We start from the raw sequence: 14377 nt of genomic DNA, 5'->3' as shown, positions 1-14377 counted from the left end.
GGCTAGAATGAATAATATATGTTATATTTTCGGAGCCGGACAGATTTCGGATATCATGCAGATGAGTATTGTGCCGGACTCCGGAGATTGCGTTATTGCTGCGGATGGGGGCTTTGCATATCTGCAGGACCTGGGGGTTAAGGCGGATATTGTGCTGGGGGACTTTGATTCTATCGAAGAGATTCCCCAGCACCCCAATCTGGTCGTCCATCCGAAGGAAAAGGATGACACGGATATGATGCTGGCGGTTCAGGAAGGACTGGACCGGGGCTATCGGAGGTTTATCATCCTCGGAGGAATGGGCGGTCGGCTGGATCATACGTATGCCAATATCCAGGTACTTGCGTTCATTGCCGGTCAAGGCGGCAGAGGATTTTTGTACGGGGAGGACATGGCAGTCACAGTAGTGGAAAATGGGGAAATGCACTTTGGCCATGAAAAGGAGGGTATCATATCCGTTTTTGCGGCATGCGACACTGCGAAAGGGGTTACTCTGACCGGTTTGAAGTATGAGCTGAGTGATGCCAGACTGACCCGCAGCAGGCCCCTTGGAATCAGCAATGAATTTATTGGAATGGAAAGCGACGTGTCAGTCGCAGAGGGTTCCATCGTGATCATGTGGAACGAAACATTGGACGGCATTAAAGAATGGATAAAAGATGCACCAGATCAGGAAGGATACAAATGAGAAAGAAAATATTTATTTCGGCGGCAGGCCTGTTGGCTCTTATTGTCATCATAACTGCCATTGTCCTAGCTTCCGGAAAAACGGATAAAAATGATACTGCAGGTACAACTTTGGCAAATAACGAGGAAACCAGCGGAACCGAATCCGGGGATAGCACCAGTTCGCAGGAAGAATCCACCGATACCTTGGACGGAGGCGAGGATCCACAGCCTGTTGCCGCCGGAGGGAACGTGGGAGTGGAGGTCAGCGCAGCGAACCTGGGGGCCTCAAATAATGATTATTCCGTTTCGGGAATAACCTATGGAATCGACGTGTCCAAGTGGCAGGGGAAAATCGACTGGACTGCAGTCAAAAAAGCAGGCATAGAGTTTGCAATGATCCGGATTGGATATCGTACTGACGGAAACGGGACAATCTGCGAGGATGCTTATGCAAAGTACAACCTGCAGCAGGCGGCAAAAGCCGGTATTAAAACAGGGGTATATTTTTTCTCCACTGCGGTGTCGACAGAGGAAGCCGTTGAGGAGGCAGCTTGGGTGACGGATTTGATCGGAACCTATAAGATTACATACCCCGTTGTCTATAATTGTGAGGATTTTACGGCGTCAGACAGCAGAATGCATGGAATGACAAATGCAGAAAGAACAGATAATGCTCTTGCTTTCCTGGAATACGTGAAAAACAAAGGCTATATCCCGATGTTTTACGCAGGCGGCAGTGAGCTTACGGGTTCCGCCAGCTGGGATACTCAGCGGATTGCATCCGGATATAAAATATGGGTTGCCCAATACCCGGGAACTGCCTATTCATCCGGCATGACTTCTTCATATAGCGGAGACCACGCAATGTGGCAGTATACCAATAAGGGAATCGTAAACGGGATCTCAGGATATGTGGATATGAACGTAGCTTATTTTGGATTCAGCTCCGATGCGGAGGCCAAGATAGCCGGAGGAGCATCTGAAGTGACCGCGCCGACGGCGCAAACCACAGTATATGATCCGTACACGGCAGTCAACGAGCAGGTAACCGCCAAAAGCGAGACCAATCTCAGGACATCACCAAACTCAGCTGATTCCGGTACGGTAGTTTATACTTTAAAGAATGGAGAATTCATACAAAGAGTTGCCATTGGAACCAACGGCTGGTCAAAAGTCATCTACGGGGGTCAGACCCTCTATGCTGTCAGCAGTCTTTTGACGACATCTGCGGAACCGGCTGCAACCCAGCAAACGCCTACAGAAACGCAGGTTCTGGACCCTTTCACCGGATATAATGTGACAGAGGTCAATGAGCAGGTTACGGCAAAAGAAGAGGTGAATTTACGAACTCTTCCGGAGGCAGGCGGGAACAGTGTGGTCGTGTATACCCTGAAAAATGGGGAGTTTGTAACTAGAACAGCCTATGCGGGAGATGGCCTGACCACTGGTTGGTCCAGGGTCACGTATGGGGGTCAGACCCTCTACGCGTTAAGCAGCTATCTAACCAAATAAAGTAGTCCTGTGCTTGTTCAGGGCTTTTAAGAGCAGAAGTCCCAGAACACCGCAGGAAATGATTTCTCCGATTGCAACGGTCACCACGAAAAATGGGAAAGAAGCTGAAGGCAGGCCATATCCATATATCAATACGAAGGGGACGATGACAGCATTGGCCACAATTGGAGGAATGGGCACAAGGTACTTATTTTTCCTGAGCAGATAGGAACCAACGGCTCCAATCAGGGTGGCGATACTGCCAAAAATTATGTCCAGCAGAACACAGCCTGTGAGGACGTTACTCAGAAGGCATCCGATAAAAAGTCCGGGTATAGCTGCGGGTGTAAAGAAGGGAAGGATTGTCAAAGCTTCTGACAATCGGATCTGAATAGACCCTGAGGCAAGCCCAAAGGCATTTGCCAGGAATGTCAAGACGATGTAAAGGGCAGCAATTATTGCTGCCTGCGTGAGGTAGAGCACTTTTTTGTTTTTCATAATAAATCTCCTTTAGTTTTGTTTTACGTGTGGAAGGTCTCGAACACACTACCGGTATTATAGGGTACAGATGGTTCAATGTAAAGTGCATTTTTGCGGACTTTTTGATTTTTCCAGTTCAAATAATTCATCGAATAAAAAGTAGTTCATTAGAAGTTCATTAGAAGTTTTCTGCTTTTTCATTAGAAGTTTTAAATGCCGAAGAAGGTTGATTCTATTACATTAGAGAGGTCTTCCTTCATTTTTGGCGTTACATGCTGATAGATCTCCTGGGTGGTAGAAACTTTTGCATGGCCCAGCATGTTGGAGACCGTCTTAATGTCGATTTCTCCAGATTCCAGCATAAGGGTGGCAAAGCTATGCCGCAGGTCGTGAAACCGGATGACAGGAATGTCATTCCTTCTGCACAGAGTTACGAAAGCATTATAAACAGTGGTAGGATAGAGACCACAATATCTCGAGGGTGGCCGTAGGGTTGACAAGGAAGTTAAGGAAGCAGGGGGAAAAGGCTTTAAATTCATTAAAAGCACTCCTTTCGATGATTTCATCCAAGGCAATAATGAGAAGCTGAATAAATTGATTAACGCTATAAATAATGATATGAGCAGGCTCAAAACGCAGCCTTAAGGCAGATGGAAAGAATGTCAATATTGCTTCGTATTCAAGGATGGCGGTAAGGACAGCCAATAAGCGCGTATATCTGATGAGTGAGGAGGAACGAAGGAAAGAATGGGGATTCAGTACAGCAATAGCCGGGAATCTTTACCATCCTAATCGCCGGCAAACAATGAGCACTTTCTTTGAAGGTATCAATGAAGAGCCGGAGCTCATGGATAAAAGCGAGCGGGGGAAGGCTATGAGAAAGCACGCAGTGAGGCAGTAATCAACCAGGACATCTAGAAGTACAAGCGGTTGAAAGAAGGTTCCCTGGATCTCGGGAACATCAAGAAGTATGATGCTAAGGTGAAAGACTGGCAAACCGAAAAAAGGCTTTAAAATCCGATTGAAAATGTTATAATAAGTGAAAGAGATATAAAAATTGGAAAAAATCTAGGCACTGCAGTCTTTAGGGACAACATAAGGTCACCAAACGGTAAAACAGCAAAAATATCAGAAGGTAGAAAAATAACCAATGTTGTAACACTTGCAGGCAAGGGAACAAAGAAACTAATAAAGGTTGCAAAATATCTTAGCAATCAAGATGGCGTACCAGAAGCTGAATGGGAAAAAGTTCGCGGTGATGGGTATGTCGATATACAAGGAATTTCAAAACATTCTGAACTATACTGGTTTGAATCAAAAGAAACTGGTAGAGTCAAAATAAAAGTTAAGAGGTATTTTGATGAAAGTTAAATATTTAGGAGAAAGCGACCCAGTTGCTTTAATTAATGGAAAAATATACGAAGCAACAGCAACAGAGCATAATTGTTACAGGGTGATGGATGAAGAAGATGAGGATTACTTATATCCTACAGACGCTTTTGAATTAGTCGAAGAGTAATACCACCAATCAGTAAAATGATCAGGTGGTATTTTCATGTTAAGAATGCATCCGAAAGAGTGCTTTTTATATGCTCGAAACGGCATTAAACTAACATTGAAGAGATCTTCCTTCGCTTTATGCTCTATTATCAGGCTATTTCAACAGGTTGTCGCTGGAAAAAAAACGGAATCAAAATTGAACGTGGAATAAGCAAAGCATTTTCGGAACTTCACACCACACCTCTTACAGCGGCAAAGGGAAGGATACGAAGGGGTGCAGGTGGTCAATCTGGGGCTGGCATCCATTCCAGTTAAATAGCATGAATGAGGATGGATCTGGCAAATCGACCTTCAAGAACATGGATCTTCTGGTATTCATAAAATGGTAATAACAAAAAAAGAGGAAGCACTTCCGAAAACTGGAGTGCTTCCTTTTGTATTATTCGCTTCGTAAAGCTTCCACGGCATCCTTTTTGGAAGCCATACGTGCGGGTATGTGCCCGCCCAAAATGGTCAGGACGGTGCTCAGCACGACCAGGAATATGGCATATCTGGGATCCAGCCGGGCAACGCCTTTGAGTTCTGTCAGGTTAAATAAAATAATGTTGATCGGGAAGGTCAGCAGCCAGGCGATGAGGATTCCCAGGAGACCGGAGAAGATTCCCAGGATACAGGTTTCTGCGTCAAATACCCGTGTGATATCCTTTTTTCTTGCACCAAGAGCCCTCAGTATCCCGATTTCCTTTGTTCGTTCCAGCACAGAGGTATAGGTTATGATGCAGATCATTATAAGACTGACTACCAGAGAGATGCCGGCAAAGGCAATCAGCACGATGGTGATGCCATCCATAATGCCTCCCGTCATGGAGGACATGGTGGCCGCCAGGTCCGTATAGACTATCTGATCGTCGGTTTTTAAATCTTTATTATATTCATCCAGGTAGGCGATTATTGCGTCTTTGTCTTCGAAATTATCCGGATATAACATTACCATATAAGGTGCGGCATTTCCTCCCAAATAGGAGAGGAGGGAAGTCTTCGACGCTTCGTCCAGCTTTTCCGTGGTCATGACATTTGTATCGCTTGCTTTCTGCGCAGCTACGATTTCGGAGTCTTTACTGCTTTCGATAATCATTTTGGAAAGGCTGTCGCTGTATGCAATTCCGGGATTCAGGATGCCTGTTTCCCCATCTTTTACCCGTATGACACCGGAAATCTTTACAGAAATATTCCCGTCTGCAGCATACATGGCATTGTAATCCTGTCCCGGGATATATGTGCCGAAGGGGGTTTTTACGTAATAATTGTTATTGGTGATGATTTTGAATTCTGTTCCGACGATTTTATCGAAGCTGACACTGTCTAAGTTCTCTGTTTCAAAGCCCAGACCCTGAAGGATTTTCTTGTCAATGCGGTTTCGGGTATCCACCACAAGGACTATGTCCGTTGCATCTGTTGGATAAGAGCCGTCCAATAATTCGTAGGTTCTTTCCAGATAGGTTTTCCCCTCGCCTTTTAGAAGTTCAGGGTAGGAAGAGAGTCCCGTGGCATTCGCACCAGAAGACATGACGGAGGTCGATGAGCTCTTGGAATTGAGGCTTATAGGAGTGACAGTACCGTCCACATCCCGCAGCATGTTCATGGAAACAGTATAGGTATACCCGATTCCGCTGCAAATTTCCGGATCGATATTGTCCAGATAACCAAGGTATTCATCCGTCAAAAGGTTCTTGTGCATAAAAACGCTTTCGGAAGGATCATACAGAAAAGCCTTGTCCGACTGCACATATTCCTGGGTCCCCATCATAGAATCCTGCATCTCCGACTGCATGGAGGCAATGTTTTCAGCATTGATTTCTGCAGCTGACTGAGAAATGATAATAGGAAATTCCGCCATGGCATCGCTTTGGAATTTGTCAATCTGCACCTTGAATCCAGAGGAAAGGCTCAGGATAACGGCAATTCCGATAATTCCTATACTGGAGGCCAAAGCAGTCAGAAAAGTCCTACCTTTTTTTGTCCGGATATTGTTAAAGGAAATCTTAAGAGCGGTAAAAAAACTCATGCTGGTTTTGCGAAGATTGAAGACGGAATCTTCCGCCTGTGCCTCGTAGGGGTTGGTGTCGGATATGATTTTACCGTCCTGGAAACGTATGATTCGGTCAGAATATTTTTGGGCGATATCCGGATTGTGGGTGACCATGATGACCAGTCTGTCCTTTGCCACTTCCCGAATCAGGTCCATGATCTGTCCGCTGGTGGTGGTGTCCAGGGCTCCGGTAGGCTCGTCACAAAGAAGTATTTCCGGGTCGTTGGCCAAAGCTCTTGCTATGGCAACACGCTGCATCTGACCGCCTGAAAGCTGGCCGGGTTTTTTGTGAAGATGTTCCTTGAGGCCAACGCGTGTCAGCACATCGATAGCTTTTTTGTGTCGCTCGCCTGCGGACATGCCGCTTAAGGTCATACCCAGTTCTACGTTGGCCACGATGCTCAGGTGCAGAATCAGATTATAGCTTTGGAAAATGAAGCCAACGGAATTGTTCCGGTAGGCGTCCCAGTCCTTGTCTTTAAAGGAAGAAGTCTTCTTTCCCTTGATAACCAGCTCGCCGGAATCATACCGGTCGAGTCCGCCGATAATATTCAGACAGGTGGTCTTCCCCGAACCGCTGGTTCCAAGGATGGAGACGAACTCTTTTTCCCGGAAAGAAACACTTATGTCATCAATGGCTTTTGTTTCAATATCTCCAATATGATAGGTTTTTCTAATATTTTTCAACTCAAGCATTTTAGTGATACTCCTTATTCAGGCTCAGGCCTGTTGTTGTACAAAAATTATATAGTAACGATGAGGGGGTGTCAACGTTGGCAGATTGTGGTATGATTTAATCATTATTAACGGAAAGTGAAGAAATTATGAATATCTATTTATCTCATTTATTTGAAGACGAAGAAATCATACGTTTGGCAGAGTCCTACCGGTTTGGAGTTGAGACGATTGAGTTTTCCATCGGACACTCGCTGGACAAAAAGGAAAGTTCTGTCGCCAACTACAGAGACAGAATGGGTCCGCTGATTGATATGGTGCCATTTTCTGCCCATGGTCCATTCATTGACCTTTCCCCAGCAAGCTTTGATGTCCGGATTAGGGAAGTTACCATGAAGAGATTTCAGGATGCCTATGACAGCATCAATGCTCTGGGTGGAAAATACATTGTATTCCATACCTGCTTTATTCCTTCCGTTTACTTTGAGTCCAGCTGGAGAGACAATTCCGTTTTGTTCTGGAAGGAATTTCTGGCTGATAAGGATGACAAGGTAAAAGTGTATCTTGAAAATGTATTGGATAACAATCCGGAACCCATCGCAGAAGTCATTGACAGGGTCAATCATCCGGCATTTGGATTCTGCCTGGACATTGGTCATGCAAACTGTTTTTCCAAGAGGCCGGTCATAAACAGCTGGGCCAGAGAAATGGGGGACCGGGTAAAGCACATCCACATACATAACAACAATGGCTGGAGAGACCAGCACAGCATTCTTTCTGAAGGAACGATACCGATGAAGGAGACGCTCGACATCCTGCGGAGCAGATTTCCGGATGTGGGTTGGACGTTGGAGATGAATAGATATGAAGATGCCGTAGCGTCCATGGAGTGGCTCAAAGATAACGATTTTTAGAAAAAAGGACTTCAACCTTAATGAAAGGCTGAAGTCCTTTTGCTTTATTCAGCAGCGGTTGTTTCTGCGGCGGCTGTTGTTTCATCGGCAGCCGTTGTCGTTTCTGCATCCGTGGATTCAACAACTTTGACGTTCCCTTTTATTACTTCGTAAACCTTATCGGAAAGGAGAGAAAGCCTGATCTGATCCAGGAAAAGCGGAACAACATCATCCGTCATTGCAGATACGGAATCATATTTATAATAATCAGCATATTCCTGGAGTGATGCTTCGTATTCGTCACTGCTTACGGACACCTTTTCCTGTTCTGCTACATATTCAATGATCTTCTTGCGCAGCATATATTCTTTTACACCATCGGTGATGGTTGCCTCGAATTCTTCCTGTGTCTGACCGACTAGGGTAAGATAATCAGCAAGCTTCATACCATAACTTGAAGAAATGGAATCTTCATAATAGGTTACTTCCTGATCCACAAGGGTAGCAACTTCTTTTTCATCGTACGAGCTCATGGATCCAAGTGCCCAGAGAGCATTCCACGTAGCGGACTTAAGGGCGTCATCTTCCAGCTGTTTTCTTGCAAAGGCACGGAGCTCATCCGTCGTAGTAAGGGCATCTGTGGTAAAGTTGGCAGCGTTTTCTGCAACCCACGCATCCGTAAGCTCCGGAACGATTGACACATTTTTTGAATTAACGGTTACGTCAAAAGTAACGGCTTTTCCGGATAAATCGGTGTTGCTTGAGTAAGGGTCCGGGAAAGTAAGGTTCAGGGTGACGGTGCTTCCAATTGCGACGCCGATGAGACCGGATTCAAAACCATCAATAAATGTGCCAGAGCCTATTGTGAGGGAGGCGCCTTCTGCGGAACCACCATCAAAGGTTGCGCCATCCACGTATCCTGTGTAATTGATGTTCAGGGTATCCCCGTCTGCAACGGTGCCTTCTGTAACCGAGCTGGTCGTTGCCGCGCTTTGCAGCAGGGAATTAATATAATCGTCAACGGCGGTCTCCTGGATTTCTACGTCTGCCTTTGCGACTTCAAGTTTGTCATAATTTCCCATTGTGAATGCTGAATTCGAGGATCCGCCACAGGCGGCCAAGGAAAACACCAAGGAAAGACAGAGAGTTGTAATTAAAATGATTTTTTTCATGTTCTTCTCAACTTTCTATTAATTTTATTTTTTTGAAATGTTATCCCTATTTATACCACATTTTTCCATGTAATTAAACCCAAAACACGAAAAAATCACAAAGTGTCATTTCCTGAGATTATCAATGGTTTTCTGCAGTTTTTCGATTGCATCCTTTCTCAGCGGTTCGGGGTAGGAGAACATGTTCGAGTGTGCGGATAAAATAGTGTGGATGACCGCCAGGGTCGTGTCTTCATCCGTCAGACTGATGGCAGGCGGCACGGAAGCATTCAGGATCAAGGCGCCGAAGTTGTCCTTGAAATAAAGGAACCCGTTATTAAGCCTTGATTCCCCGGTAAGATATAGATGATAATTGTCGTTGGTTTTCAGCATATGTATCATGTTTCCAAGGTGCTGGATGCATTCCTCCACCGTATAATAAAGAGGGGTGCCGTTTGCCAGTTCGGAGAAAACAATCTTGAGTTTTCCCTCCTTTATTGTTTCAACAGAGGGCAGATGCAGTATTTCACTATAAACATGGGTCCTCATCAGCTTGCGGAAGGAAACCTTCCAGCGGCTGAAAAAGTCCAGAAAGAAATCTTTCCTGTCGAAGCGATTGGAAACAATACTTTCAAATAATGCCTGTGACATCGTATTTATGGTAAGGTATCCGGACCGCACAGTGGTGTCAGCGGGTTCTTTGTCAAATTCCATAATCATATGGATCAGGGACTCCAGTGAGTTCGGCCTGACCACCCAGAAGAGGTGTCTGCACATCTTGAGGAACTGATAAAATTCCTCTTCAAAAGAAGAGACAATTTCCTTATCGTTCATCAGAATATTTGAATGAGGGCCGGTGTTTCCGCGTACACCGGAAGAAAATAATACGGAATTCTCGGGGGCAATATACATGGTTCGCCTGAAAATCCCATCCCGGGCCAGTGGACAATAATATGCAGATACGCTGCCGGTAAGCTGGAGGGGAAGCCAACAGTCGCAGACTTTTACAAGTTCATCCAACGGGCTCTGAAGATTGTGAATAACAATGATTTTATGTCCGTTACCGATAATCTGCAGCATCATCTCCTGCCATTGGGAGATGAATTTGGGATCTTCTATTGACCACGCAGCATCCTCATCACTGAAAAACAGTACTGTCTGGGGCTTTTTTTCTTCGATTAGCTGGGAAAGGAAACATAAGAAAGCCGCCCGCTTGCCTTCGTTTCCCAGATAAACGGAAGTGCCTGTATCCCTGGGATTTGGAGGGCTGAAACGGCTGTCGGTTGTGTCGGGCTTTTTTCGAAATTCAATTTCCGGAAAGTCAGAAAAATAACCATGCGAAAGAGACGGATTATCAGAATCGTCCGTCATGAGCCATTGATATATAAGGCTGGAAAGACCCTGCTCGGTCTCCGCCTTCAGTTCATAGCCCAGTGTTTCAAAAAGAGTCCTCTTCTGAATGGGAGAGGCAAAGTGACCTGCCAGATACTCCGACATTTTCCGGCTGAAGTTCTCGTTTCTGGGGAGCCGTCTTTCTCCCCTGCGCAAGCGACTTATATAGGAAGCATCTACGGATGTGTACAGAGAAAGGGCGCTATTGGATGTTTTTGTGACAGTCATCAAAAAGTCAAGTTTTTCATTGAATTTCATAGTACTCACCTCAATAATTTATCACAGGCCGCATCATATCTTCACATTAATATTATATCACAAGCTTGTCAAGATAGTTGACACAAAAATGTCAATGACAAAATCAAGATTCATTGACAAGAATGCATGATTATGATAAAATTTCTCTGACTGTTCAACTGCGGATGTGGCGGAATTGGCAGACGCGCCAGACTTAGGATCTGGTGGGAGACCGTGCAGGTTCAAGTCCTGTCATCCGCATTATTCAAGGGTTTTGGCACCTTGTAGGAAGGTGCCAGGGCCTTTTTTTTATGTCTTGACCACAGTTTTGACCACAAATAGAAAATAATCCATTTCTTTTGGTGAAAAGTAGCTGGATAATTCATGTGGGGCCAAAACCGGGAAAACCCCTGATTGCCCGTTATTAATGAATAAAATTGCCCCTTCCTTGGGTGGTAATATTTTTTGGGATGTTTAAATTCAAAGAAGGCAGCAGTCGAATATGAAAATCAAGAAACAATAAATTGGGATCCCAAAGGGAACTTGTTCTGAAAGAATAAACCTGAAGGCTAAGCAAAGTAAGAATAAAAAAGAACAACAGGGTGCAAGGCTGTCATCCCAATAATTATCATAAATATTTTCTTGCAAAAACTATTATTCGAGGAGGGGGCAGCAAAAATGAGCATAAATGAGAAGGAAGAAGAGTTATTTGACCGATGGCAGACAGAGAGCAACTATAAACCGTTTATTAAAGATGGCATTGTAGAAGAAACAGAGTGGAACAAGCAAAAAATAAAAATCTGTTATGTATTAAAAGATACAGACAGATTAGATGGACATGCTGACAATGATTTGAGAAAATTTTTGAGAGAAGGGGGAAGCAGCACATATTGGAAAACTTGGAATAATATCGTTCGCTATACCAAGGCTTTGTTAGAAGACGAAGAAGAATATCCAAAGACGATATCGAAGGCGTGTAAATTAGAGTATCTGCCTAAAATATGTGCGATAAATCTTAAAAAGCAAGATGGCAAATCAAGCGCAGATAAAGCTGAAATAGCAGCTTTTGTCATGCAGGATGCAGAATTTATACAGGAACAGTTAAACCTCTATCAGCCAGACGTAATAGTTTGCTGTGGGCGTGGAGAAGGAAAGAATGCTGACCTATTATATGAGCATGTGCTGGATCGGGATAAGACGTCAGGGTGGCAAATGAATGAAAAGGCTATTAAGGGTATTGAAAATGAGAAAGCAGTGGATATAAACTATTACTACACAAGATTTGGTGGAAAAGAGACACCCGTAATTTCGTTTCTTCACCCACAGAAAACCAAAGGAACACACAGTTTATTTGCTGATTGGTATGAAACAATGCGAAAAGTCAAAAAAGAATTAAATATCTATTAAAAGTAAGGCTTCTGATAGAGAACATCCCTGTAAATAAAGTGTGCAGGAGGATGATAACGAATTTCAAAGAATACGAAAGCGTAGTAACCCCGGAAGAGCTCAACGGAAGGTTAAGAATTGGAATGAATCAGGTATACAGGATTTTATCCTCTGGTGAGATAAAGGCATGCAGAGAAGGCAGAGTGTGGCACGTTTCAAAACAGGCAGTCATTGGATATATCATGAGAAAAATCAAATTGGGATACCTATAACTATTTTGCCTGAGCGTTCCGATGAAAAAATTATTTTGGATTCGTGTCATGAATCGAGACATTGAGTTTGAGTGACAAAAAATAACGCTATAACCTAATAAAACCAGGGGTTGTAGCGCTGGTTTTTGGTGAATCCAGTTTGATTCAAAATAATTTTGTATAAGAGAAAATTCTTCTCGTTTGTCTTGTTTTTATGCTCAGTACTTGTGCAAAAGATGATAAAAGAATTTAATGATTGTTGGATAGGAACGCTTTGTTTATGGTGTCGGGTACTCTAGCGAGCAGTTCACAAAAGAAACTGTTTACCATTTCTGATAAACAGTTTCCTAATTACAATCGTATATATTACAACCTTATGTTTGGATTATTTCGTCCACTTTGATTTATATTTTCTCAGGGATACTCCTGCAGCTGTCATCGAGGCACCAATTAAAATAACCAATGGTATTATCGGGCTGGCATCTCCTGTTTTAACTGCTGCGGCAGTTGCAGTCCACTTTGCATAAAGAGTTGTATTAGCTGTCACAGTGTCTGTAGCAAAATTCCAAACATTTGCAAATGAGGCATCTTTATACCATCCCGCAAACGTATAGCCGCTCCTGGTAGGAGCCGTTGTAACTGTTATGGTTGAACCCGGAACTATTCCGGTCAACGGAGCAAACGCTGAACCTCCATTGCTTTCAAATGTCACAGTGTACTGTTCAACCACTAAAATTGTCCTTGCAACAACTGACGAGATTGCTCCGTCAGAGTCCTGTGCATAAAAGTTGACTGTATGCTGACCCAGAGAGATGTCGGCTGGCAAAAGGATGGATGCATTGAACTCTCCCGGCGTTCCGCTAAAGGTATAAGCCAGAACAGGTTCGTTGCTATCAATGGCATAATATACATTTGTTCCGGGCGTATTTTCAGTATCTGATACAGTACCTGAAAATGAATATGTCCCTCCCTTTACTGCGTTACCAAACGTTTCAAGCGGAGTTGTGACTTTAATTGTCGGGGCACTGTTTACGTTACCCACACCAATCAGAATCGAAAAGCTTTGGGATGCCCCAGCCGGAATAGTTCTGTCCTTCCAGGAAAAAGCAAATCCACTGTCTGTGTCTGTTAAAGATGTAGCTGAGGTCTGATTAAACAGATTAGTCAGTCTGTCACCATAATATCCAAACCAAAATGTATCCACATCTGTAACGCCATATGCATTTTTTCCAATGAAATTAAACTGGGCATCTACAGGGCTGTCTCCTGTCATATAAAATCCAGACCCATCCCCAAATGCTGTTATAGATGCATAATCATCATCACCTATCATAACATCTGCATAAGATCCTAGCGAAATGATTTGTGGTAACTCAGATGTGTTACGGACAACATACTGCAGTTTTACATATCTCCCCCCATTTACAAGGGATAAATTCTGGGTGATGCCAATGCTGCTTTCAGGTAGTGATTTTTCTATGCCATTTTCCATTTCGTATAAATCATAATTGGTGCCGCCTATACCACCTGTACCTCCGACTACCAATCTGGTATCATAAACTTCACTGTATTCCGTTTGCAACCATTGCTCGCTAACAAATCCTTCGACATTATACGCTCCATATTCTAAATACGACCAATACCGCATGAAGTCGCTTTGTTCAAAGTCAGCTGCAAAAACATTCCCCGACAGTAACGCGAGCATTAAACATACCGAAAATATTGATCCAAATAACTTTTTGAGTTTTTTCTTCATAAATACCCCTTTTCTTTAAGCTGAAAATCCACTTTTAGTTTCGTAATCAATTTTAATTCAGTTGCACTGGTCCTTATACAATCCCCCCTTTGCAATTATTACCCATAAGGTAAAAAACAAAAAAAGCAATCATAACCCTGTGTATACACAGAAGTTATAATTGCAACCTTACAATCATAGCAAAAATCGCCTTAGACTAATAGCTTTGCGTCGCCAATTTTCATTGGTTTTGCCAGGTGTTAAATTATACGCTTATTATATAATATGTTTAGGTGAATATCAATATTATCAAGAATTTTCGAAATGAAATCGCAATCTTTACACTTTGCACAGCGTTATAAGCTCATATTTTAAGAAAATTATATATGCAAACGCAAGATATCGCACCAAATTGCCTCATAGTTCCC

The 14377-nt window shown here is 43.5% G+C and carries 14 protein-coding genes, 1 tRNA gene and 1 riboswitch; of the genes, 8 read left to right on the top strand and 7 right to left on the bottom strand.

Annotated elements, in window-relative coordinates; translation table 11 throughout:
- Positions 1 to 7 precede the first annotated feature (7 nt).
- On the top strand, positions 8 to 688 hold the full coding sequence (locus BUA79_RS09360) for a thiamine diphosphokinase (RefSeq protein ID WP_073994173.1): 681 nt from the start codon (positions 8 to 10) through the stop codon (positions 686 to 688).
- Positions 685 to 2181 (top strand): GH25 family lysozyme, encoded by a 1497-nt coding sequence (locus BUA79_RS09355; protein WP_073994172.1) that lies wholly within the window; start codon positions 685 to 687, stop codon positions 2179 to 2181. Before BUA79_RS09360 ends, BUA79_RS09355 begins: the two co-directional genes overlap by 4 nt.
- On the opposite strand, the gene BUA79_RS09350 is transcribed toward BUA79_RS09355, so the two are convergent.
- Entirely contained in the window at positions 2170 to 2658 is a 489-nt protein-coding gene (locus BUA79_RS09350; RefSeq protein ID WP_073994171.1) for a QueT transporter family protein, read from the bottom strand. The genes BUA79_RS09355 and BUA79_RS09350 overlap by 12 nt on opposite strands.
- Before the next feature lie 191 nt (positions 2659 to 2849).
- Entirely contained in the window at positions 2850 to 3179 is a 330-nt protein-coding gene (locus tag BUA79_RS12285; protein WP_242941678.1) for a tyrosine-type recombinase/integrase, read from the bottom strand.
- 146 nt (positions 3180 to 3325) lie between these two features.
- Between BUA79_RS12285 and BUA79_RS12580 the strand changes: the two genes are divergently transcribed.
- Both BUA79_RS12580 and BUA79_RS12575 read left to right on the top strand, forming a co-directional pair.
- Positions 3326 to 3541, top strand: coding sequence for a hypothetical protein (locus BUA79_RS12580; RefSeq protein ID WP_073994170.1), 216 nt, complete (start codon positions 3326 to 3328; stop codon positions 3539 to 3541).
- A 459-nt stretch (positions 3542 to 4000) separates the two neighbouring features.
- Positions 4001 to 4159 carry a hypothetical protein gene (locus BUA79_RS12575; RefSeq protein ID WP_178138580.1) on the top strand — a complete coding sequence of 53 codons (159 nt, stop codon included), beginning with the start codon at positions 4001 to 4003 and terminating at the stop codon, positions 4157 to 4159.
- Positions 4160 to 4384: 225 nt separating this feature from the next.
- Here the strand turns inward: BUA79_RS12575 and BUA79_RS12820 are convergent, their stop codons facing one another.
- Both BUA79_RS12820 and BUA79_RS09335 read right to left on the bottom strand, forming a co-directional pair.
- Positions 4385 to 4519, bottom strand: a complete 135-nt coding sequence (locus BUA79_RS12820; protein ID WP_278308918.1) for a hypothetical protein — start codon at positions 4517 to 4519, stop codon at positions 4385 to 4387.
- A 60-nt stretch (positions 4520 to 4579) separates the two neighbouring features.
- Complete coding sequence (locus tag BUA79_RS09335) at positions 4580 to 6925, bottom strand: ABC transporter ATP-binding protein/permease (RefSeq protein ID WP_073994169.1); 2346 nt, start codon at positions 6923 to 6925, stop codon at positions 4580 to 4582.
- Between the two features lie 128 nt (positions 6926 to 7053).
- Between BUA79_RS09335 and BUA79_RS09330 the strand changes: the two genes are divergently transcribed.
- A complete protein-coding gene (locus tag BUA79_RS09330; RefSeq protein ID WP_073994168.1) occupies positions 7054 to 7818 on the top strand; it encodes a sugar phosphate isomerase/epimerase family protein in 765 nt (254 codons plus the stop codon).
- A gap of 44 nt (positions 7819 to 7862) precedes the next feature.
- On the opposite strand, the gene BUA79_RS09325 is transcribed toward BUA79_RS09330, so the two are convergent.
- Positions 7863 to 8879 carry a trigger factor gene (locus BUA79_RS09325; RefSeq protein ID WP_178138579.1) on the bottom strand — a complete coding sequence of 339 codons (1017 nt, stop codon included), beginning with the start codon at positions 8877 to 8879 and terminating at the stop codon, positions 7863 to 7865.
- A gap of 195 nt (positions 8880 to 9074) precedes the next feature.
- A complete protein-coding gene (locus BUA79_RS09320) occupies positions 9075 to 10598 on the bottom strand; it encodes a hypothetical protein (RefSeq protein WP_073994166.1) in 1524 nt (507 codons plus the stop codon).
- A 160-nt stretch (positions 10599 to 10758) separates the two neighbouring features.
- Between BUA79_RS09320 and BUA79_RS09315 the strand changes: the two genes are divergently transcribed.
- From BUA79_RS09315 to BUA79_RS09305, 3 genes are all read left to right on the top strand, one after another.
- Positions 10759 to 10838 (top strand) — tRNA-Leu (locus tag BUA79_RS09315).
- Between the two features lie 417 nt (positions 10839 to 11255).
- The gene (locus BUA79_RS09310) at positions 11256 to 11984 is read left to right on the top strand and encodes a hypothetical protein (protein WP_073994165.1); all 729 of its coding nucleotides are present in this window, start codon (positions 11256 to 11258) and stop codon (positions 11982 to 11984) included.
- A 50-nt stretch (positions 11985 to 12034) separates the two neighbouring features.
- Positions 12035 to 12235: a MerR family transcriptional regulator gene (locus BUA79_RS09305; RefSeq protein ID WP_073994164.1), complete on the top strand. Its 201-nt coding sequence runs from the start codon at positions 12035 to 12037 to the stop codon at positions 12233 to 12235.
- 364 nt (positions 12236 to 12599) lie between these two features.
- On the opposite strand, the gene BUA79_RS12765 is transcribed toward BUA79_RS09305, so the two are convergent.
- On the bottom strand, positions 12600 to 13862 hold the full coding sequence (locus BUA79_RS12765) for an InlB B-repeat-containing protein (protein WP_242941677.1): 1263 nt from the start codon (positions 13860 to 13862) through the stop codon (positions 12600 to 12602).
- 266 nt (positions 13863 to 14128) lie between these two features.
- Positions 14129 to 14214: riboswitch (cyclic di-GMP riboswitch) on the bottom strand.
- Positions 14215 to 14377: the final 163 nt, after the last annotated feature.

It is taken from the genome of Parasporobacterium paucivorans DSM 15970, from assembly GCF_900141895.1.
GTDB classification, from domain to species: domain Bacteria; phylum Bacillota; class Clostridia; order Lachnospirales; family Lachnospiraceae; genus Parasporobacterium; species Parasporobacterium paucivorans.
The sequence above is the reverse complement of the archived record's forward strand: the minus strand, read 5'-3'. Positions and strand labels throughout refer to the sequence as shown.

What these genes read in the sequence shown, in the direction of transcription:
- BUA79_RS09335 (WP_073994169.1), bottom strand. Translation starts at nt 6,925, where the DNA reads ATGCTTGAGTTGAAAAATATTAGAAAAACCTATCATATTGGAGATATT.
- BUA79_RS09325 (WP_178138579.1), bottom strand. Translation starts at nt 8,879, where the DNA reads ATGGGAAATTATGACAAACTTGAAGTCGCAAAGGCAGACGTAGAAATC.
- BUA79_RS12285 (WP_242941678.1), bottom strand. Translation starts at nt 3,179, where the DNA reads ATGAATTTAAAGCCTTTTCCCCCTGCTTCCTTAACTTCCTTGTCAACC.
- BUA79_RS12580 (WP_073994170.1), top strand. Translation starts at nt 3,326, where the DNA reads ATGGCGGTAAGGACAGCCAATAAGCGCGTATATCTGATGAGTGAGGAG.
- BUA79_RS09330 (WP_073994168.1), top strand. Translation starts at nt 7,054, where the DNA reads ATGAATATCTATTTATCTCATTTATTTGAAGACGAAGAAATCATACGT.
- BUA79_RS12765 (WP_242941677.1), bottom strand. Translation starts at nt 13,862, where the DNA reads ATGCGGTATTGGTCGTATTTAGAATATGGAGCGTATAATGTCGAAGGA.
- BUA79_RS09310 (WP_073994165.1), top strand. Translation starts at nt 11,256, where the DNA reads ATGAGCATAAATGAGAAGGAAGAAGAGTTATTTGACCGATGGCAGACA.
- BUA79_RS09320 (WP_073994166.1), bottom strand. Translation starts at nt 10,598, where the DNA reads ATGAAATTCAATGAAAAACTTGACTTTTTGATGACTGTCACAAAAACA.
- BUA79_RS09360 (WP_073994173.1), top strand. Translation starts at nt 8, where the DNA reads ATGAATAATATATGTTATATTTTCGGAGCCGGACAGATTTCGGATATC.
- BUA79_RS12820 (WP_278308918.1), bottom strand. Translation starts at nt 4,519, where the DNA reads ATGAATACCAGAAGATCCATGTTCTTGAAGGTCGATTTGCCAGATCCA.
- BUA79_RS12575 (WP_178138580.1), top strand. Translation starts at nt 4,001, where the DNA reads ATGAAAGTTAAATATTTAGGAGAAAGCGACCCAGTTGCTTTAATTAAT.
- BUA79_RS09355 (WP_073994172.1), top strand. Translation starts at nt 685, where the DNA reads ATGAGAAAGAAAATATTTATTTCGGCGGCAGGCCTGTTGGCTCTTATT.
- BUA79_RS09350 (WP_073994171.1), bottom strand. Translation starts at nt 2,658, where the DNA reads ATGAAAAACAAAAAAGTGCTCTACCTCACGCAGGCAGCAATAATTGCT.
- BUA79_RS09305 (WP_073994164.1), top strand. Translation starts at nt 12,035, where the DNA reads ATGATAACGAATTTCAAAGAATACGAAAGCGTAGTAACCCCGGAAGAG.